The 18,616-nt window shown below is 71.9% G+C and carries 17 protein-coding genes; 9 read left to right on the top strand and 8 right to left on the bottom strand.

The annotated features are described in order from the left end of the window. The first annotated feature begins 10 nt into the window (after positions 1-10). Positions 11-346 carry an indolepyruvate ferredoxin oxidoreductase subunit alpha gene (locus tag L942_RS19370; protein ID WP_037362332.1) on the top strand — a complete coding sequence of 112 codons (336 nt, stop codon included), beginning with the start codon at positions 11-13 and terminating at the stop codon, positions 344-346. A 41-nt stretch (positions 347-387) separates the two neighbouring features. On the opposite strand, the gene L942_RS19365 is transcribed toward L942_RS19370, so the two are convergent. The 4 genes from L942_RS19365 to L942_RS19350 all read right to left on the bottom strand — a co-directional run bounded on the left by L942_RS19365 (position 388) and on the right by L942_RS19350 (position 6,505). Then, positions 388-1,155, bottom strand: a complete 768-nt coding sequence (locus L942_RS19365; RefSeq protein WP_037362330.1) for an enoyl-CoA hydratase/isomerase family protein — start codon at positions 1,153-1,155, stop codon at positions 388-390. Between the two features lie 433 nt (positions 1,156-1,588). Next, complete coding sequence (locus tag L942_RS19360; RefSeq protein ID WP_037362328.1) at positions 1,589-3,820, bottom strand: CaiB/BaiF CoA-transferase family protein; 2,232 nt, start codon at positions 3,818-3,820, stop codon at positions 1,589-1,591. 74 nt (positions 3,821-3,894) lie between these two features. Continuing rightward, entirely contained in the window at positions 3,895-5,445 is a 1,551-nt protein-coding gene (locus tag L942_RS19355) for an AMP-binding protein (protein WP_051166095.1), read from the bottom strand. A 226-nt stretch (positions 5,446-5,671) separates the two neighbouring features. Then, positions 5,672-6,505, bottom strand: a complete 834-nt coding sequence (locus L942_RS19350) for an IclR family transcriptional regulator (RefSeq protein ID WP_051166094.1) — start codon at positions 6,503-6,505, stop codon at positions 5,672-5,674. A 211-nt stretch (positions 6,506-6,716) separates the two neighbouring features. Between L942_RS19350 and L942_RS19345 the strand changes: the two genes are divergently transcribed. The 4 genes from L942_RS19345 (at position 6,717) to L942_RS19330 (ending at position 11,617) form a co-directional block, all read left to right on the top strand. Further along, positions 6,717-7,535 carry an alpha/beta fold hydrolase gene (locus L942_RS19345; protein WP_037362326.1) on the top strand — a complete coding sequence of 273 codons (819 nt, stop codon included), beginning with the start codon at positions 6,717-6,719 and terminating at the stop codon, positions 7,533-7,535. 44 nt (positions 7,536-7,579) lie between these two features. Further along, the gene (locus tag L942_RS19340) at positions 7,580-9,196 is read left to right on the top strand and encodes a carboxylesterase/lipase family protein (protein WP_051166093.1); all 1,617 of its coding nucleotides are present in this window, start codon (positions 7,580-7,582) and stop codon (positions 9,194-9,196) included. An 88-nt stretch (positions 9,197-9,284) separates the two neighbouring features. Continuing rightward, a complete protein-coding gene (locus L942_RS19335; protein ID WP_037362324.1) occupies positions 9,285-10,601 on the top strand; it encodes an MFS transporter in 1,317 nt (438 codons plus the stop codon). Then, positions 10,598-11,617 (top strand): LLM class flavin-dependent oxidoreductase, encoded by a 1,020-nt coding sequence (locus tag L942_RS19330; protein ID WP_051166092.1) that lies wholly within the window; start codon positions 10,598-10,600, stop codon positions 11,615-11,617. The genes L942_RS19335 and L942_RS19330 overlap by 4 nt, the downstream gene beginning before the upstream one ends. Before the next feature lie 90 nt (positions 11,618-11,707). Here the strand turns inward: L942_RS19330 and L942_RS19325 are convergent, their stop codons facing one another. The 3 genes from L942_RS19325 to L942_RS19315 form a co-directional block, all read right to left on the bottom strand. Next, positions 11,708-11,998 (bottom strand): J domain-containing protein, encoded by a 291-nt coding sequence (locus L942_RS19325; RefSeq protein ID WP_037362322.1) that lies wholly within the window; start codon positions 11,996-11,998, stop codon positions 11,708-11,710. Then, complete coding sequence (locus tag L942_RS19320) at positions 11,995-12,378, bottom strand: hypothetical protein (protein ID WP_037362320.1); 384 nt, start codon at positions 12,376-12,378, stop codon at positions 11,995-11,997. The genes L942_RS19325 and L942_RS19320 overlap by 4 nt, the downstream gene beginning before the upstream one ends. A 94-nt stretch (positions 12,379-12,472) precedes the next feature. Then, positions 12,473-12,904: an Hsp20/alpha crystallin family protein gene (locus L942_RS19315; RefSeq protein ID WP_037362557.1), complete on the bottom strand. Its 432-nt coding sequence runs from the start codon at positions 12,902-12,904 to the stop codon at positions 12,473-12,475. Between the two features lie 797 nt (positions 12,905-13,701). Between L942_RS19315 and L942_RS19310 the strand changes: the two genes are divergently transcribed. The 4 genes from L942_RS19310 (at position 13,702) to L942_RS19295 (ending at position 17,702) form a co-directional block, all read left to right on the top strand. Then, entirely contained in the window at positions 13,702-14,019 is a 318-nt protein-coding gene (locus L942_RS19310; protein WP_081655132.1) for a helix-turn-helix domain-containing protein, read from the top strand. Positions 14,020-14,127: 108 nt separating this feature from the next. Next, on the top strand, positions 14,128-15,321 hold the full coding sequence (gene thiI / locus L942_RS19305; protein ID WP_037362318.1) for a tRNA uracil 4-sulfurtransferase ThiI: 1,194 nt from the start codon (positions 14,128-14,130) through the stop codon (positions 15,319-15,321). A gap of 31 nt (positions 15,322-15,352) precedes the next feature. Continuing rightward, positions 15,353-16,717 (top strand): erythromycin esterase family protein, encoded by a 1,365-nt coding sequence (locus tag L942_RS19300; protein WP_235079264.1) that lies wholly within the window; start codon positions 15,353-15,355, stop codon positions 16,715-16,717. Positions 16,718-16,769: 52 nt separating this feature from the next. Then, positions 16,770-17,702 (top strand): PrsW family intramembrane metalloprotease, encoded by a 933-nt coding sequence (locus L942_RS19295; RefSeq protein WP_037362316.1) that lies wholly within the window; start codon positions 16,770-16,772, stop codon positions 17,700-17,702. A gap of 76 nt (positions 17,703-17,778) precedes the next feature. Here the strand turns inward: L942_RS19295 and L942_RS19290 are convergent, their stop codons facing one another. Then, the gene (locus L942_RS19290) at positions 17,779-18,375 is read right to left on the bottom strand and encodes a hypothetical protein (RefSeq protein WP_037362315.1); all 597 of its coding nucleotides are present in this window, start codon (positions 18,373-18,375) and stop codon (positions 17,779-17,781) included. Between the last annotated feature and the right edge of the window lie 241 nt (positions 18,376-18,616).

Below are 18,616 nucleotides of genomic sequence, written 5' to 3'. Positions count from 1 at the left end.
AAGGAAAATCATGGCCTACGTCATCGGAGCCAACTGCATCGACGTCACCGACCGGGCGTGCCTGGACGTCTGCCCGGTCGACTGCATCTACGTCGGCGACCGCAAGAGCTACATCAACGCGAACGAGTGCATCGACTGCGGCGCCTGCGAACCGGAATGCCCGGTGGACGCGATCTTCGTGGACCGCAAGGCGCGCGGCGACGAGAGCAAGGCGGTGTTCGTGACCGACTCGATCGCGTTCTTCGAGGAACCGCTTCCCGGCCGCGACACTCCGCTGGGCTCTCCCGGCGGAGCGGGCACGGTCGGCGACCTCGGAGTGGACACGCCGATGGTGGCGCAGTACTGAACGGAAAGGCGGCGCCGAGGAGTTCGGTGCCGCCTTTCCGTTCACTGCCCGGTGAATTCCGGCGGGCGGTTGTCCAGGAACGCTTGCAGTCCCTCGGCGGCGTCCGCGGTGCGGGTCAATTCCAGCACGCCTTTTTCCTCGTGCCGCAACGCTTCCTCGATCGGCAGCCCGTACCCCTCGTCGACCACCCGTTTGAGCAGCCCGATCGCCGCGGTCGGTTTGGCGGCCAGTCCGCGTGCGGTTTCGGCGACCGCTTCCTCGAACTCGCCGGGCTCGACGACCCGGTCCACCAGGCCCAGCGCCAGCGCCCGCGTCGCGGTCAGCCGGGTTCCGTCGATCATCAGCTGCTTCGCCAGATGCGGACCCACCAGCCGGGGAAGGCGCTGGCTGCCGCCCGCGCCGGGAAAGAGCCCCAGCGCGATCTCGGGAAAGCCGAAACTGGCTGTCGCGGACAGGATCCGCACGTCGCACGCGAGCGACAACTCCGCGCCGCCGCCGAGCGCATGCCCGTTGAGCGCGGCGACGACGGGTTTCGCGGCTCGCTCGAGCAGCCGCTGCACGTCGATCCAGCGGCGCATCTTCGCCTGGTTGGCGTCGGAGAGATCCCGCATGACGGCGATGTCGGCACCGGCGACGAAGAACCTGCCGGTGCCGGTGACGACCAGGCACCGCACGGCGGGGTCGGCCAGCAGCTGAGGCAGGACTTCGAGGAATTCCTCGATCATCCCGGGGTTCACCGCGTTGGCCGGGGGACGGTCGATCCGGATGGTCGCCACCCCCGAGTCCCGGGTGATGGTCAGGACCGGCATGCGCACTCCTCTCCTTGGGCCGCCCTGGCGGGGTGCGGGGCGGTGGGTGGTTGTCGTGGTGATGGGGTGGTTCGCTGGGGCACTGGTTGGGCGGGCAGTCGGGTGTCTTCGTGGCGCGCCGTGCCTGTCGTGGGTGCTCGGAGCGGGTTCTGCGAGGTGGGCGGTGGTTCTCGTTCAGTCGTCCTGGCGGCGTGCCGGGGGGCGTGATGAGGTGGTTCGCGGGGCGCTGGTTGGCCGCGTGGGGTCGCGGTCAGTCGGGTGACGTTGTCTTCGTGTTGCGCCGGGCCTGCGGTGGTTCTCTTTCCGGTCGTCCCGGCGGGGTGCGGGGCGGCGGGTGGTTGTGGTGGTGATGGGGTGGTTCGCGGGGCGCTGGTTGGCCGACCGGGGCGACGGTCAGCCAGGTGACGATGCCTTCGTGTCGCACCGACGGGTCTCATTCGGTCGCCCCGGCGGCGCGCAATGCGGCGATGCGGTCGTCGTCGAGAGACAGCAGCTCGGTCAGCACCTCTTCGGTGTGCTGCCCGAGCAGGGGAGCGGGCGAGCCGAGTGCGCCTGGAGTCGCGGTCAGCCGCGCGACGATCCCCTCGTGTCGCACCGGGCCCGCGATCGGGTGTTCCAGCGCGGGGTAGAAACCGCGTGCGGCGAGGTGTTCGTCGGCTTCGACGAGGTCGCGGCCGGTGGCGACGAGTGCGGCGGCGACTCCGGCGGCCTGCAGCCGGGCCGCGAGGTCGGCGGCGTACTGGTCGCGGGTCCAGGCGGCGAGCGCGGTGTCGATCTCGTCCTCGGCCGCTCGGCGCTGGGCGAGGTCTCCGTCGCCGGGGAGTCCGGCTATATCGCGCAATGCAGCCCACTGCGCCTCGTCTTGCGCGGTGATGGCGATCCACCGGTCGTCGCCTGCGGCGGGGTAGACGCCGTGCGGGACCGCGTGCGGCGAGCGGTTCGGGTGTGCTGCCGTGCGCGGGTCGTCGCGGCCGTCGTCGAGGACGGCCGGACCCATGGTGGCGGCCATCGCTTCGAGCTGGGACAGATCGACGTGCCCGCCCTCTCCCCGGGCGAGCAGATCGAGCGCTCCGAGCACGGCGGCGTTGGCGGCCACCATGTCGCCGAGGCCGAACACCAGGCCCTGGGGCGGCTCGCCCGGGTCGCGGGTTTCGCTGGACAGCCCGGACATCGCGGCGAGGGTGTCGGCGAAGGTCACCGCTTTCCGCCACGGACCGGTGTGCCCGACGCCGGACATCGACACCAGGATCGCCCGCGGATTCAGCTTCCGCAGCGACTCGTAGTCCAGGCCCCACTTCGCCAGCACCCCGGGACTGAAGTTCTCGACGACGACGTCGCAGCGGGCAGCCAGGTCGCGCAGGACGGCCTGGCCGGCTTCGGTGCGGAGATTGAGCGCGAGGCTGCGCTTGCCGCGGTTGAAGTTGAGGAAGTAGCCCGAGTCGTCCGGTCCGGCGTCCGGCCGCAGCCGCATGGACGGCGAGAACCGGGTCGGGTCGTGCCGGTGCCGGGACTCGACCTTGATCACGTCGGCACCGTGTTCGGCGAGGATCTTGGTGGCGTACGGCCCGGCCAGCACCCAGGTCAGGTCGAGGACGCGAACCCCGTCCAGGGCCCGGCTGCCGCTCGCGGCCCGCGGCGTGCGCGGTGCGCTGCTCCACCGGCCCTCGGCGAGCCGCGACAGCGCGACCGGCCGGGGCAGCGCGGGTGCGTTCCAGGGGAAACCGGCGTTTTCGATCCCGTCGACGGAAACGAAGAACTTCCGGTCGCGCAGCTGCGGGTTGCCGGTCAACTGGCTCGGCGGAGTCACTTCGGCCCACGGCAGCGCGCGGGCCCGGCCCTGTTCGGCGACCTCCCGCGCGGTGCGTTTCGCGACGAACCGCGCGATCACCTCGTCTACGTGCGGGCGTTCCGCCCAGCGCAGGACCGGGTCGGCGAACCGCTCGTCCAGCAGATCGGCCGCCTCGCCCTCCTCGGCCAGCCAGGCCAGCAAATCGGTCCACATGCGTTCGCTGCCGGAATAGCCGCCCGCGACATAGCCGTCCGCGGCCGCGAAAATCCGGTGCGCGACATGGTCGTAGACGCCGCCGTTGCGGACCGGGAAACGTCCGGCGTGGATCCACGAGATCGCCCCGGTTTCCAGCGTCGCGGCGACTGCTTCCTGCGCGGACACGTCGATCAGCTGCCCGGCGCCGGTGCGGTCCTTGGCGAGTACGCCCAGCAGGGCCGCGATCGCGCCGTGCGCCCCGGCCAGCTGGAGGGCTTGTTCCCGCGGCGGGGGCTTGGGCTGTCCGCCGGGTTTCCCGCCGAGCCAGGTCATCCCGCCGGCCGAGGCGAGCACGAGGTCGCCGCCGACCCAGCCGCGCCGCGGGCCGGTGAGGCCGAACGGGGTCACCGCCACGTGGACCGCGTGCGGCCACCGCGACGAGCCGTCGGGACGGAGCCCGCGCAACCGGTTGGCCGGTCCGCTTTCCAGCACCACGTCCGCTTCCGCGGCGAGCGCGTCGAGGGCGGTCCCCGTGGCGAGCTTTTTCCCGGCGTGCCAATGGATCCGCGCGGTCTCCGGCAGCTGGTCGTCCGGGTCGGCCCGCACCACGTCGGCGCCGAGGCCGACCAGCAGCCGGGCGCCCTGCCGCGCCAATTCGTCGGTCAGGTCGAGTACGCGCACCGGGTCCTCCTGGCGGGAACGGGAATGATCTGCCGACCGTAGGCAGCGCCCCGGCGGGAAAGCCGGGTTCCGGTTCACCCAGCGGACCGGCGTTCGGCGTCCCACGTGGACTCGTCCACTGTGGACGGAAGCAGCTGCTTGACGATCTTGCCGCTGCCGTTGCGCGGCAGCTCGCGGTCGATCCGCACGTAGCGCGGGCGGGCGTGCCGGGGCAGCCGGAAGCGGCACCACTCGTGCACCGCGGGCCCGTCGAGAGCCTGGTCGGAGGTGGCGAGCACGACGAGGATCTCCTGTTCGGTGAGATCGGATTCGACTCCGACCGCGGCGGCGTCGACCACCCCGGGCATCGCCCGCAGCACCTGCTCGACCTCCCAGGTCGCGATGTTCTCCCCGCGCCGGCGGATCACGTCGCCGCGCCGCCCGGCGAAGACCAGGTACCCGTCGGCGTCGAGAAGGCCGCGGTCGCCGGTGCGGAACCAGCCGTCGCGCAGGACCGCCGCCGTCGCCGCGGGATCGCCCGCGTAGCCGCGGAACCGCTGGTGCGGCAGCCGGGCGCGCGCGGCGATCTGCCCGGTATGGCCGGGCGGGAGAGGCCGGCCGGCTTCGTCGAGGATCGCGACCTCGTACTCGCCGACCACCCGCCCCGCGGTCCCCGGCCGCCAGTCGTCCGGGGTGTTGGCCGCGACGTCGCCGAGTTCGGTGCTCGCGTAGGCCTCCAGCGCCCGCACCCCGAACCGCTCGTGGAATCTCGCGGCCAGCTCGGCGGGTGCCGGGGCGCCGTAGGCGAGCCGCACCGCGTGGTCGCGGTCGCGGACGGACGGCGGCTGCCGGTCGAGGATCGCCAGCATCGCGCCCATGAAGTTGAACGCCGTGACGCCTTCGGCCCGGCAGACTTCCCAAAACCGCGACGCCGAGAAACGCCGGTGCGCGACCAGCCGCGCGCCGGTCAGCAACGCGGGCAGCAGCGCGGTGTGCCGGACGTTCACATGATTCCACGGGAACACGTTGAACAGCACGTCCTGCGGGCCGTATCGCATCGTCGCGGCCACCCGGCGCGCGTGCCGCATCGCCGCGAAGTGCGGGAGTTCGGCGGCCTTGGCCCGGCCGGTGGTGCCCGAGGTCGACAGGACGACGAGCAGGTCTTCCGCGGCGGGACGGTGCTCGCCGGCCGCGGTCGCGGGCAGCTCGTCGAGGAACGGGTGCCCGGACGGCCCGTCGTCGTCCTCGGCGACCAGCACGACCCGGTTCGTCCGGGGGAGCAGGGCCGCCACCGCCGGGTTGGCGGCGAGCGCGGAGGTGCCGGCGATCAGCAGGGCCGCGCCGGTGGAATGCCGCAGCGCTTCCGCCGCCGGCGCGGTGATGTCCAGGGCCAGCGGCACTTCCACCGCGCCCAGCCGGGCGAGGCCGAACAGCAGCTCGACCGCGGTGCGGCCGGGGCGCAGGCAGGTCAGCACCCGAGTGCCGGGCGGCAGCGCGAGCCGGGCGGCCAGCGTCCGGGATCCGGCTTCGACGTCGCCGACGCGCAGGCCGCGGCCGTCTTCGAAGCGGATCAGCTCACGGTCCGGGTCCTGCCGAGCCCGGAGCGTGAGCAGGTCGGGCAGGGTGCGCGGCTGGGTCTCGTCCACGCGGCGATCGTCGGGCGGTGATGGGGGAGGGCCAAGCAGGTGGATCGGTGAGCGGACCGATCCGCCGGTGGATCGGGGCCGGTGCGCGGACGGTCAACCTGTTGCCTGCCGGAGCGGGATGAGCGCGACCGTCGGGCGGGCACGAGAGAGGGCCAAGCGGGTCGATCGATCCGCGGATGGGTGGTCCGTCGGCAAGGGCATCAACTCACGGCGCCAGCGCGGACAATCAGCCCGCTGCGTGCCGGATTGGGGTGAGCGCGGTCGAGGTGCGTTCGTTGCGCACCTCGGAGGCGGTCAGCAGCGCCCGGTCGAGTGCGCGTGCGATCGTCGCCGCGGTGGAGCGCAGTTCGGGCAGCAGGCGGCGGGGCGCGAGGCGAGGCACCGGGCCGGTGGTCGACACCGCCGCGTGGACCGTGCCGTCCGCGCCGGTCACCGGGACCGCGAGGCTGCCGACGCCGGGCATCGTTTCCTCGATCTCGAGCGCGAAACCCTGTGCTCGCACCGCGGTCAGCTGCTTGCGCAGATCGTCCACCGTGGACACAGTGCGGGAAGTCAGGTGGGGCAGCCCGGATTCGCGGAACTGGGCCAGGTGCGCTTCCAGGTCCGGCGCGGCCGCGAGCAGCACTTTGCCGGTCGCGGTGCCCGCCGCGGGCAGCCGTCCGCCGATGCGGGAATGCGAGTGGATGTTGGCTTCGCCGGCGACCTTTTCCAAGAACAGCGTGTGCACGCCGTCCAGCACGGCGAGGTGGATCGTGGCGCGGGTCGCGGCGAACAGGTCGGTCAGCGCGGGCCGGGCCACCGCCCGCAGCACCGCGGACGCCGGCACCCGCTGGCCGAGTTCGAAGATCCGCAGGCCGAGCTGGTACAGGTCGCCGCGGCGTTCCAGCAGGCCCCATTCGGTCAGCTCCTGCGCCAGCCGGTAGGCGGTCGCCTTCGGCACGCCGGAGCGGCGGCTCAGCTCGGTGAGCCCCAGCTGGTAGGCGCCCGATTCGAACGCGCCGAGCAGCAGCTGCGCCTTGCCGAGCACCGAACTCGGGCGCCCGCCGTCCGGTGCTGTCATGGCGCCTCCTCGGCGGTCGGGGAACGAGCCGTGATTATCACCAGGCGGCAAGATCCAAGTCCAGCGCCGGTCACCCCGTCGTTGCCGCGCGGTCGCGCCCGGGTCCGGTGGGCGGACCGGGAGAGTAGGCCCGGCGGCACGGAAGGCGAACACTCCCGGGCACTGCTCGCGGCGTCGCGGGCCCGAACGCCAGCCCGGTGGAGGTCGAAGGGTGACTACGACAGGTCCGGCCCGCTACGGGTACGTCTCAGTGCCCGGCGGACAGGTGCACTACGCGGAGCAGGGCGCCGGCCCGGCCGTCGTCCTGCTGCACCAGACCCCGCGTTCGCTCGACGAATTCCGGGAGCTGCAGCCGCTTCTCGCCGTCGGCTACCGAGTGCTCGCGCTCGACCTGCCGGGCTTCGGCAACAGCACGCCGCTCCCGGCCCCGCAGCGCATCGAGGACTACGCCGAGGGCACGCTCGCCGCTTTGGCCGCGCTGGGCGTGGAGCGAGCCGCGATCGTCGGGCACCACACCGGAGGCGCGGTCGCGGTCCAGATCGCCGCCGCCGCACCGGAACGGGTCGCCGCGGTGGTGCTGTCCTCGACGCCCTGGGCGGACGCGGTCTACCGGAAGTCGCATGTGGACGGTCCCGGCGTGGACGACGCCCGCCGCGATCCGGGCGGGGCGCACCTGCTCGCCTGGTGGGAACAACGACGGCCGTACTACCCGGCCGCGGCGACCGCGCTGCTCGACCGGTTCGTCCGGGACGCGCTCGCTCCGGGCGTCGATCCGCGAGAAGGCCATCTCGCCTGTGCACGCTACGAAATGGAGCACCGGATCGGCCGCGTGCGGGCACCGGTGCTGTTGCTCGGCGCGGACGGCGACCCGTTCTCCCTGCCCGCGCTGGAACCGCTGGCCGCGCATCTGACGGCGGCCGAGTCCGTGGAACAGACGGTGATCGCGGGCGGAACCGTCGCGCTGATGGAAGACAAGCCGCACGACGTGGCCGCCGCGGTGCTCCCGTTCCTGCGGCGATTCGCCCGCTGACCCGAATTCCCGCCCTTCGCCTCGCCCACCACCGAGGAGCGCAGATGAAAAACAGATTCGCCTGGCTCGGCGTTGTCGTTTCCTTGCTAGCGGCCGGATTGCCGGTCCTCGCCGGCAGTACCGCTTCGGCGGGCGGGGAAAACCCGTACTCGCTTACCGTGCAGACGGACACCGGCAGCCTGCGGGGCAAGACGACCGGTGCGGTCGACTCCTTCCTGGGCGTCCCGTACGCCGCACCTCCGGTCGGAAGCCTGCGCTGGCAACCGCCGCAGCCGGCGGCGAAATGGACCGGCGTCCGGCCCGCGACCGATTACGGCCCCGCTTGCCCGCAAGCGTCGCGCTCGACGGTCAACGAGGATTGCCTCAACCTCAACGTCTACCGGCCCGCGCGGCCGAGCGGGCAGCGTCTTCCGGTGCTGTTCTGGATCCACGGCGGCGGTTTTTCGAGCGGCTCCGGCGACGAGTTCGACGGTTCGCTGCTGGCCGAAACAAACAACATCGTCGTCGTGACCGTCAATTACCGGCTCGGCGTCTTCGGTTTCCTGAACCTGCCGGGACTCAGCCAGTCCGGTGCCGGAAACTACGGCCTCCTCGACCAGATCGCCGCGCTCCGCTGGACGAAGCAGAACATCGGCCAGTTCGGCGGCGACCGCGATGCCGTGACGATCTCCGGCCTTTCCGCCGGCGGCCATTCCGTCTGCTCGCTGCTCGCCTCGCCGATGACGCACGGCTTGGTCGACGGCGCGATCATCCAGAGCGGCGGATGCCCGAGCCACACCGTCGCCGAAGCACGCGCGGCCGGCCAGCGGTTCTCGAACGACGCCGGATGCGGTGCCGCGGCCGACCCGGCGGACTGCCTGCGAGCCGAACCGGCCTCCCGAGTCCTCAGCGCGAGCGCGGGATTCCGCGGCGGAATCCTTTCCGGGCCGCTGCCCACCGCCGGAGTCCCCGAACTGCCGGTCGCGCCGATGACCGCCATCCAGACCGGCCGCTTCGCCAAAGTCCCGCTGCTGATCGGCAGCACCCGGGACGAGGTACGAGCCTGGGCGCGGCCCTTCGCGAAGGCCACTCCCGCGCAGTACGAGAAGAGCCTCGAATACCTCTACGGCGACCATGCGGCCGACGTGCTGAAGCAGTATCCATTGCGGAACTACCCTTCCAGCGACACCGCCGCGTACGCCCTCGGTGCGGTGTGGACGGATTCCAGCGTCTTCTACGGACTCGGCGGATGCCAATACGCGCAACTCGCCCGCACGTTCGCGAAGTACGAGCCGAAAACCTTCCTCTACCGCTTCGACGCGCCCAGCCCGTCGCCCGCTCCGGCCGGGTTCGACCCCGGCGCCTCCCACGCGGCCGACCAGGCGTACCTGTGGCCGACTCCGACGAGCGTCTACGACCGCGACAAACTCCGGCTCTCCGCGGAAATGGTCCGGTACTGGGGCGCGTTCGTCCGCACCGGCTCGCCCGACGCCGCGGGTCAGGCGGAGTGGCCGAGCGTCCGGCAGAACCGGGCGATGGTGCTGAAAACCGGCGGCAGCTCCACGGTCAGCGCCGAAACGTTCGCCGCGGCCCAGCACTGCGGTCTCTGGAACAGCATCGGCTACCGGTGGCTGGACCTGGATCCCGACCAGTTCGCGCACCGCATCGGCGTGGCCGGCTAGCCGCGGTCCGCTGACTGGACCCCGGCGTTGCCGCGGTCCCGCTCTTGCCCAACCCTACGTCCACCCAACCGGATTTCCGGAGGCAGCAATGTCCGCTGGCACACCACCGCGTCGGCAATCGGCCCGGGCCGCATTGGCCGGCTGGTTCGGCACCACCATCGAGTTCTACGATTTCTCCGTCTACGGCCTGGCCGCTTCGCTGCTGTTCCCGAAGATCTTCTTCCCCGCCGCCGATCCCGTGGTCGGCACGCTGATCTCGTTGTCCAGTTTCGGCGTCGGCTACGTCGCGCGGCCGTTCGGGGCGCTGCTGTTCGGGCATCTCGGCGACCGGATGGGCCGCAAGTCCATCCTCGTCACCACGCTGATCATGATGGGCCTCGCGACCACGGCGATCGGCCTGCTCCCGTCGTACGGGCAGATCGGCCTCGCCGCGCCGGTGCTGCTGGTGGCGCTGCGCATCGTGCAGGGGATTTCGCTGGGCGGCGAGACCAGCGGCGCGGTGCTGCTCACCGTCGAGCACGCGGAGAAGGAGCGCCGCGGCTTCTTCGGCGGGATCCTCAACACCGGCACCGCGGTCGGCACCATCCTGGCGAACGTCATGTTCCTGCTCGTGGCACAGCTTCCCGACAGCGCGCTGCTGTCGTGGGGCTGGCGGATCCCGTTCCTGGTGAGCGTGCTGCTCGTGGTCGCCGGGCTGGTGATCCGGCTGGGCCTGCGGGAAAGCCCGGAGTTCGCGGACGTCAAGGGCGCCGGTTCGGTGCACAAGCTGCCGCTGGTCGACGTCCTGCGCAAATGCGGCGGCACGGTGCTCGTCGTGACGCTGGCGACCGTCGGCGCGGGGATCATGATCACCGTGACGTCGGTCTACGTGCTGACCTACGGCAAGACCGCGCTGCACCTGAGCACGTCGAAGATGCTCGGAGCGCTGCTGCCCGGGCTGCTGGTGGTCGTGATCGCCGCGCCGCTGTACGGCAAGCTCGCCGACCGCATCGGCGCGCGGACGGTCTTCACCGCGACCGCCGCGTCGATGGTCGTGCTCCCGTTCGTCTGGTTTCCCTTGCTGAACACCGGAAACCTCGGCCTGATGCTGCTCGGGTTCGCGCTGCTGTTCGCCGGATACGCGGGCAACTACGCGATGTTCCCGGTGTACTTCTCCGAGGCGTTCCCGGTTTCGCTGCGCTTCAGCGGCATGGCGATCGGGTTCACGCTCGGCACGATCGGCGGCAACGCTTTCGCGCCCGCGATCAGCGCGTCGCTGCTCGAATCGACCGGCACCTGGGTCTCCATCGCGGTGTACATGGCGGCCGCGTCGGCGGTCAGCCTGGTCGCCGGGTTGCTGATCCGGCAGGCCCGTTCCGCGCAGCCGGACGGTCTTCGCCAGGAGTCCGGGGCCCCGGCGGCATGAGGGTCGGCGTCCGGGTCCCGCCGTGCGCGCCTCTGCCCGAGCTGGTGGAGTTCGTCCAGGAGGCCGAGCGCCGAGGGTTCGACGACGTGTGGTTCCCGGACTCGCAGCTGCTGTGGCGAGACGTCTTCGCCACCGCGGCCGCGGCCGCCGCGGGCACGTCGAGGATCGGCCTGGGCACGGCGGTGACGAACGTCGTGACCCGGCACCCGTCGGTCGTAGCCGGCGCGGCGCGGACAGTGGCCGAACTCGCGCCGGGCCGGTTCGTCCTCGGCGTCGGGGTCGGCAACAGCTCGGTCGCGCCGGTCGGCCTCGCTCCGTCGACCCGGTCCGGGTTGCGCGCCGGGCTGACCGCGATCCGCCGCCTCCTCTCCGGCGAGGAAACGGGCTTCGGCGACGCGCGGACGCGGTTGCGCGATCCGGTTCCGGTGCCGATCCACGTGGCGGCCAGCGGACCGCGGAACCTGCGGCTGGCCGGCGAGCTGGCGGACGGCGCCATTCTCCTGTCCGGGGTGGCACCGGATCCGTTGGCGGCCGCGATGCGCCAGGTGGCGGACGGCGCGGTCGGCCGGGATGCCGTGCCGATCACCGTGTCGGCGTTCTGCCGGATCACCGGCACCGTGCGTCGGGACGCCCGGGAACTGAAACCGGTCTGCCTCAGCATCGCGGCGAACGGCGGAGCTGAGTTCCTGGAAAAGGCAGGCGTCGGGGTGCGCGTGCCCGAACGCCTGCCGGACCTGTCGCCCGATCTGCTGCACGCCGAGTCGTGGGAATCCGCGATCCGGGCGTGCGAGTCCTTTGTGGACGATGACGCGGCGGAGCTGTTCGCCCGCCGGTTCTGCTTGTACGGCACGGCGGACGAGATCGCGGGGCGGCTGACCGGATTGCGCCAGGCCGGGGTGTCGGGAGTGCTGCTGCAGGAGGTCGGCTCGTACGAGTTGCCGAGGACTCTGGTCGCGGATTTCGCCGAGCTGGTGCCTGTTGCGGAATCCCGGGGCGGGGACCGGCCGTCTCGGTGAACGGGCAGGTCACCCGTGCGTCGGCGGAGGCGGTTTGATTGCCGCCCCGTTTTCCGGACTGGATTCTCCGACGGAAGGGAAACGCCGGAGTCAGGGGGTGTCCGGATGGCGGCGCACGGGCCCGGCGCGCAGGTCGGGCCGGCGGGGCGCCGGACGGTGCCGCCGAACCGGAATCTCTTGTGCGGCACTGCTTTCGCGGGTCGGGGGAGGGCGGAGTTGCCGGTAGGCCTCGAGCACGGCGGCGAGCCGGTCCAGGTCGGGGTGGGCGGTGTCGGGGTGGCAGGCGCGGACCGCGCGGCGGTAGGCCGTGGTGATTTCGGCTTCGGTGGCGTCGGGGGACAGGCCGAGGACGCGGTGGGGGTCGGCGGACGGGCGGGTCATGGGGATCGCTCGGGCTGCGGCGCTGGGTTGAGGTGGGTCAGGTTGGCGTAGTAGTCGCGGGCGGCGGCGTGGGCGTTGTCGAAGGCGCGGCGCAGGGCGGTCAGGTCCCGGCACGCGGCCGCCAGTTCGCGGGCGGCCGGGGAGCCGTCGGCGCGGCGGATCCGGTCCGGGTGCCGGGTGTGGGCGCCGGTGTGTTCGGCGAGCAGGGCGGTCAGCTCGGACAGATCGGCGACGAGCTGGGCCAGTTGCCAGCCGGTTTCGCGCAGGTCGGCCACTTCCGGGGGCCGGGTGAGGTCGGGGGCGCGGATCTCGCGCCGGACGGAGCGGGCGGCGCCGGCCAGGGTGCGCGCGAGATCCGGAGCGGGACGGGTGCGGGGCATCGGAATCGCTGTTCTCCGAACGGGCTGGTTACGCGAACGGGGACGATGGGGACCGGTGCCCCGGCCGTACGCGAGCCGGGGCACGCTGAGCTGGTCAGGCCTTGATCTGTTTCGCGTCGCCGCTGCTGCCGATGGCGATCTTGCGCGGCTTGGCCTGCTCGGCGATCGGGATCCGCAGCGTGAGGACGCCGGCGTGGTAGTCGGCCTTGATGCTGTCGGTGTCGAGGGTGTCGCCGAGGAACAGCTGGCGGGAGAAGACGCCGCGGGGCCGCTCGGTGACCTGGACGTCGGCGTCGTCGCCGTAGTCCGGACGGCGTTCGGCCTTGACGGTCAGCACGTTGCGTTCGACGTCGAGGTCGATGGAGTCCGGGGCGACGCCGGGCAGGTCGAACTGCACGACGTAGTCGTTGCCGGACCGGTAAGCGTCCATGGGCATGACCGCGGGGCGGGTGGCGGTGCCGTTGCCGCCGAAGAACTGCTGGGTCAGCCGGTCGAGTTCGCGGAACGGGTCGGTTCGCATCAGCATGACCATGCGCCTCCTTGTTCTCCTTCCTGGGGCCCGCCGGAGGGGGGCGGGCGTTTCGTCTGCACTTCTGTCAACGACCAGTGCGGGTTATTTGTTCCCGCGGCTGTAGTTTTTCTTCAGTGGTGACTACGGGGTGATGCGGAGATCCGGCCCCGCCCGAGGTGCGGCGGGGCCGGGACCAGTTCAGGGAGAAAGCAACCGTGCTCGTGTGTGTCGTGCTGGCGCTGCCGAAGGGGGCGGGGCGGTCGCGGGATCGCGCCGCGAGACGCGCTGCCGGGGCTGGACGAGCCTCTCCGGCTGGTGCGGGAGGCAGACCTCCCCGCTCGGGTCCGGTAGCGCCGGGCTATCACCTCCCGGGCGAAAGTCACGGCTGTCGGGTTCCCGTGCCGGGGACGGAGGAGAGCGCTCCCGGCGTTCGCGGGTCCACGCCCGCCACCTGCTCGCCGCGACCGGCTGCCCGGCGCGGGCGCGTCCGGGGTGCTGGGGGCGCGCGTCGTCGGCGGGCTCCGGGGACGGTGGGGGGTCGGGGAAGCCGGCGGTGACGATCGCCGCGAATTCGGCGTGCAGCCAGGCCGGATCGGCGCAGACCAGCTCGGCGAACGCGCGGGCGGTCGCGTCCTCGCGGCGGGCGGTGTCCGGCATCGTCGATCACTCCCCGGCTACGTCGTGTCGGCACCCAGGTCAGTTCTCGCGTCTGCCTATTTCTATAGCGCGGACTGGAGATTGTGTCAAGCGGTCGGTCGAGATAACCTCGAGTCGGCAGTGCGAGAGGCGGGATCCCGAGGAAGGGGGTGTGCGTGGCCGGACTGGAGAATCTGGACGACGACGATTACCCGGCTTACACGACCGGGCAGGCGGCGGAGATGCTCGGGGTGCGGCAGGCGTTCCTGCGCAGCCTGGACACCGCGGAGGTGGTGCGGCCGCAACGCTCCGGAGGCGGACACCGCCGCTACTCGCGCCGTCAGCTGTCGCTGGTGCTGCGGCTGCGCGAGCAACTCGACGAGGGCCACTCGCTCGCCTCGGCCGCCCGGATCATCGGGCTGGAAGACGAACTCGCCGACGCCCACGACACCATCACTGGCCTCCGCGCCCGCCTCGACGAACGCGACAGCTGACCGCATCCGGCTGGCGGCCGGTCGACCGCACCGCAGTGGGACGAGGCTCCGGCGGTACGGCGCGGGCGTGGCGCGCACACCGGACGGAGAGGTAAGGAGGCTGACGGGATGCCGCGGCGGTGCGTGGTGCTCAAGTACGGCGAGGTCATGCTCAAAGGCCGCAACCGGGGCATGTTCGAGCGGTGCCTGCTCGAGAGCATCCACCGCGTCGTGGGCGGGCCGGACGTGCTGCGGATCAGCCGCCGGTCGGGGGTGCTGGTGCTGACGTCCGGGCTGCCGCGCGAGGAGATCGTCGAGCGGGCCCGGCGGGTGTTCGGGATCAGTGTGGTGCAGCCCGCGCTGCGCACGGCCCGGACGCCCGAAGCCATCGGAGACGCCGCGGTCGAGCTGGTCCGCGACCGCGCGGCGGCCGGAAGCGCGCCGCGGTTCGCGGTGCGGGCCCGGCGGCGGGACAAGCGGTTCCCGTTGACGTCCGCGGAACTCGCCGCGGTCGTCGGCAGCCGGGTGCGCCGGGAGTTCGGCTGGCCGGTCGATCTGCGGGACCCGGAGGTCGAGGTAGAGGTCGAAGTGGACGGCAGCGACGCGCTCGTTTCGGTCCAGCGGCATCGCGGCCAGGGCGGCCTGCCGGTCGGGGCGAGCGGCCGGGCGCTGGTGCTGCTGTCCGGCGGGTACGACTCGCCGGTGGCGGGCTATCGCGCGATGCGCCGCGGCCTGCGCTGCGAGTTCGTGCATTTCACCGGTGCGCCTTATGCCGCACCGGATTCGGTCTACAAGGCGTACGCCCTGGCCCGCGTGCTCGGCGGGTTCCAGGGGGAGGCCCGGCTGCATGTGGTGCCGATCGGAACGGCGCAGCGCGCGCTGGCCACGGCGGGTGCCGGACCGGAGCAGATCCCCGCCCAGCGCCGGCTGATGCTGCGGATCGCGGAGCGGCTCGCCGGCCGGATCGGGGCGGAAGCCGTCGTGACCGGCGACAGTCTCGGCCAGGTCGCGAGCCAGACGCTCAGCAATCTCGCCGCGGTCGAGCACGGATGCTCGTTGCCGCTGCTGCGTCCGCTTCTCGCCTGGGACAAGGAGGAGATCATCGACGAGGCGCGGCGGATCGGCACCGCGGAGATTTCGGTGCTGCCGGACGAGGACTGCTGCTCCCTGCTCGCGCCGCCGCGCGCGGCCACCCGTACGACGCCGGACCGGCTGGCCGCCATCGAGCGCCGCCTCGGTCCGGACGATCTCGCCGAGACCCTGCTGGAGTCCGCCCGGATTCTCGAGCCGTGGCCCGCTCCCGCGCAGCCCGCGCCCGCCTGAGCCGCGGGCAGCCGCACCGGACGCGGCAGGTGTGCCGACCGTCCACAGCGGATATCCGGGGAGGGTCGAGGCGCCGTTCGAGGAAGAGGGCCGGATGGACGAGGTGGACGAGGTTCGCCGGGCAGCGGTGCCGCTGCCCGAACCGGGGGAGCTGGAGCCGTTGCTGGACCGGATCGGCGACGCCCGGTACGTGCTGCTCGGCGAGGCGTCGCACGGCACCTCGGAGTTCTACCGGTGGCGCGCGGAAATCACCCGGCGGCTGATCGCCGAACAGGGCTTCTCGTTCGTCGCGGTGGAAGGCGACTGGCCGGACTGCCACCGGCTGCACTGCTGTGTCTCGGGCGCGCCGGGCGTGCCGAAGGACCCGGCCCAGGTGCTGTGGGAGTTCGACCGGTGGCCGCGGTGGATGTGGGCCAACGAGGAGGTCGCCGAGTTCGCGCGCTGGCTGCGGGAGTTCAACGCGGCCCGCTCGGCCGGGCGCCCGCCGGTCGGGTTCCACGGGCTGGACGTCTACAGCCTCTGGGACTCCCTGCGCGCGGTGCTCGGCTACCTGCGGGAACACCGGCCGGAGCACGTGGACCGGGCGTTGGCCGCGTGGCGCTGTTTCGAGCCGTATTCGGGGGAGCCGCAGCGGTACGCGCGGGCCAGCGCGATCGTGCCGGACGGCTGCCGGGACGAGGTCGTGGCGCTGCTGGCGGAGCTGCGCCGCGGGAAGGACGGTTCGTCGCCGCCCGGGCTGGACCCGGGCTTCGTCGCCCGGCAGAACGCCGAGGTCGTGGCCGGTGCGGAACGCTACTACCGCGAGCTGGTGCGCGGGGACCGGCGGTCCTGGAACGTCCGCGACCGGCATCTCGCCGACACTCTCGACCGGCTCGTGCGGGCCTACGGACCGCAGGCCAAGGCGGTGGTGTGGGCGCACAACACCCACATCGGGGACGCGCGAGCCACCGACATGGCCGCGGCCGGGCTGCTCAACCTCGGCCAGCTGGTGCGCCAGCGGCACGAGCGAGAGGGCGTGGTCGCCGTCGGGTTCGGCAGTCACCGGGGTTCGGTGATCGCCGGCGAGCGCTGGGGCGCGTCGCCCGCCCGGGTGGAGGTTCCCCCGGCGCGGGAGAACAGCCTCGAAGGGCTGCTGCACCAAGCGGTTCCCGACGCCGACACGCTTTTCTTGTTCCCCGGCAAGCCTTCCGGATGGGCTGACCAGCTTCGCGGCCACCGGGCGATCGGCGTCGTCTATCGCCCGGACTCCGACTTCGGGCACTACGTGCCCACCGTTCCGGCCCGCCGCTACGACGCTTTCGTGCACTGTGATTCCAGCAGTGCGCTGACTCCCTTGCATCCGCTCGAGGAGGAACTGGCCCCCAGGGAGCCCGAGACGTACCCGAGCGGGCAGTAACTGGCTCCCCGCAAGGAATTCCGGCCGCGCATCGACCTGTTGAGGAGACGACATGCACTACGAGTCCACCGGCTCCGCGCCGAGCCGCCCCCGCCGGTCCTGGCTCCGGATTCTCGGCGTCGGGCTGCTGCTGTGGCTGCTGACGGTCGTCGTCACGTTCGCGACCGGCAATCCGAACCTGGTGCCCACGCTCGTCCTGCTGGGCAGCTTCCTCGTGCCGGTCACCTTCGTCGCCTGGGCGTTCGGCCGCCGGCACAGCGGCGAGGTGACGGCCGAACTGCTGCTGAACACGTTCATTACCGGCGGCGTGCTCGGCGTGCTGGGGGCCTCCCTGCTGGAGACGTACCTGCTGCATCCCTCGCCGGGCCTGTTCTTCGGCGTCGGACTGGTCGAGGAAGCCGTCAAACTCGCCGCGCTGGCCTTCCTCACCCGCCGCCTGACCCGCAAATTCGCCCTGGACGGCATGATTCTCGGCGCCGCGGTCGGGTTCGGCTTCGCTGCCTTCGAATCCGCCGGTTACGCGTTCACCGCGTTGTTCACCGAACACGGCCTCTCGCTGGTCGACCTGGTGCAGACCGAGATCCTGCGGGGACTGCTCGCCCCGGTCGGCCACGGGCTGTGGACCGCGATCCTCGGCGGAGTGCTGTTCTCCGCCAGCGACCACCGGCATTTCGCGTTCACGCGCCGGTTGCTCCTGTCGTACCTCGGCGTCTCGGTGCTGCACGCCCTGTGGGATTCCATGCACGGCATCGCGCTGACCCTCACACTGCTGCTCACCGGCACGCCGACGCAGTCCTGGCTGCTCGAACAGGGCTACCAAGTCCAGCCGACTCCCTTGCAGGCCAACCTTTTCACGCTGCTGAGCTGGGGAGGCCTGGTGGTATTGGCCTTGGTCGGCGTGGGGTGGCTCGTCCTGGAACGCCGCGGCGCGAACAGGCAGGAGCGGTCCGCGGTGCTGTGGCGGATGCCGACTGTCCGAGGGTGACCGCGGAGCCGGCCGGGAAGCTCTGGCTGTTGGCGAGCTTCACCTCGCCGGACAGCGCCGTCGTGCCGGGCCGTGCTCAGACGAGGGGAGGCGGCTGGTTCCCTTGGACGCGTTCGAGGAGTTCGTCGCGGTACTCCCGAGCCGCCTGGAACTCGGGTTCGTCGCCGGTCGCTCGCTTCAGCGCGCCTTCCAGGATTTTCAGCCCCTGGCGTTCGTCGCCGTGCGCGTCTGCCTGCCGTGCGGCGTTTTCCATGGCTTTCGCGAGCTTGGTCCGCGCTTCCGGTGCCTGGCCGGCCTGGTGGATCCGGATCCAGTTGCCGCCCGGGTCGACGAGGGTGAAGCCGGTGTAGCGGTCGTTGCGCAGCCGCGGCCGGGTGATCCGCGGGATGCCGGAGACGAGCAGTTTTCCGTGCATGGAACGCATTCTCGCGGCGAAGTCCTCGAACAGCTCGCCGGTGTCGGCCACGATGACCAGGCAGGTGCTGTACGACTGCGCCGGGTCGTAGCCGGCCATCCCGAAGAAGTGCAGATTGATGTCCTCCCGCCGCAGCGCGACGTGCGGGTTCGGCCGGGTTTGCCGGTAGGTGATCCCGAAGCCGAGCATTTCGTAGAACGACGCGATTTCGTCGACGGAGGGACAGGGCAGAAGCGGAATGGTCAATTCGTTCGCCATCGCCCGAACGTAAGCCCGGATCGGCCGAAACGACACGGAGGTATTTGCTCGTGCGAACTGTGGTGGCTGGCGGAGGACCTCCGCGGAGGTCTGGACCAGTGGAGGCCAAGCGCTTCGGACCCCGGCGGCACGGCAGCCGGAACGCGCTGGTGCCGCGGCGAGGCCGGTGCGACGTGGCCTAGGGCGTGTCTGACAAAGCTTTGGTCCAGGTGATCACGGCGTGCAGCACGACCGCCGATCG

The organism is Amycolatopsis orientalis DSM 43388, assembly GCF_000411975.1.
Lineage (GTDB): Bacteria > Actinomycetota > Actinomycetes > Mycobacteriales > Pseudonocardiaceae > Amycolatopsis > Amycolatopsis orientalis_D.
The sequence above is the reverse complement of the archived record's forward strand: the minus strand, read 5'-3'. Positions and strand labels throughout refer to the sequence as shown.

What these genes read in the sequence shown, in the direction of transcription:
- L942_RS19330 (WP_051166092.1), top strand. Translation starts at nt 10,598, where the DNA reads ATGAGGGTCGGCGTCCGGGTCCCGCCGTGCGCGCCTCTGCCCGAGCTG.
- L942_RS19295 (WP_037362316.1), top strand. Translation starts at nt 16,770, where the DNA reads ATGCACTACGAGTCCACCGGCTCCGCGCCGAGCCGCCCCCGCCGGTCC.
- L942_RS19315 (WP_037362557.1), bottom strand. Translation starts at nt 12,904, where the DNA reads ATGCTGATGCGAACCGACCCGTTCCGCGAACTCGACCGGCTGACCCAG.
- L942_RS19370 (WP_037362332.1), top strand. Translation starts at nt 11, where the DNA reads ATGGCCTACGTCATCGGAGCCAACTGCATCGACGTCACCGACCGGGCG.
- L942_RS19365 (WP_037362330.1), bottom strand. Translation starts at nt 1,155, where the DNA reads ATGCCGGTCCTGACCATCACCCGGGACTCGGGGGTGGCGACCATCCGG.
- L942_RS19320 (WP_037362320.1), bottom strand. Translation starts at nt 12,378, where the DNA reads ATGCCCCGCACCCGTCCCGCTCCGGATCTCGCGCGCACCCTGGCCGGC.
- thiI (WP_037362318.1), top strand. Translation starts at nt 14,128, where the DNA reads ATGCCGCGGCGGTGCGTGGTGCTCAAGTACGGCGAGGTCATGCTCAAA.
- L942_RS19290 (WP_037362315.1), bottom strand. Translation starts at nt 18,375, where the DNA reads ATGGCGAACGAATTGACCATTCCGCTTCTGCCCTGTCCCTCCGTCGAC.
- L942_RS19335 (WP_037362324.1), top strand. Translation starts at nt 9,285, where the DNA reads ATGTCCGCTGGCACACCACCGCGTCGGCAATCGGCCCGGGCCGCATTG.
- L942_RS19340 (WP_051166093.1), top strand. Translation starts at nt 7,580, where the DNA reads ATGAAAAACAGATTCGCCTGGCTCGGCGTTGTCGTTTCCTTGCTAGCG.
- L942_RS19350 (WP_051166094.1), bottom strand. Translation starts at nt 6,505, where the DNA reads ATGACAGCACCGGACGGCGGGCGCCCGAGTTCGGTGCTCGGCAAGGCG.
- L942_RS19325 (WP_037362322.1), bottom strand. Translation starts at nt 11,998, where the DNA reads ATGACCCGCCCGTCCGCCGACCCCCACCGCGTCCTCGGCCTGTCCCCC.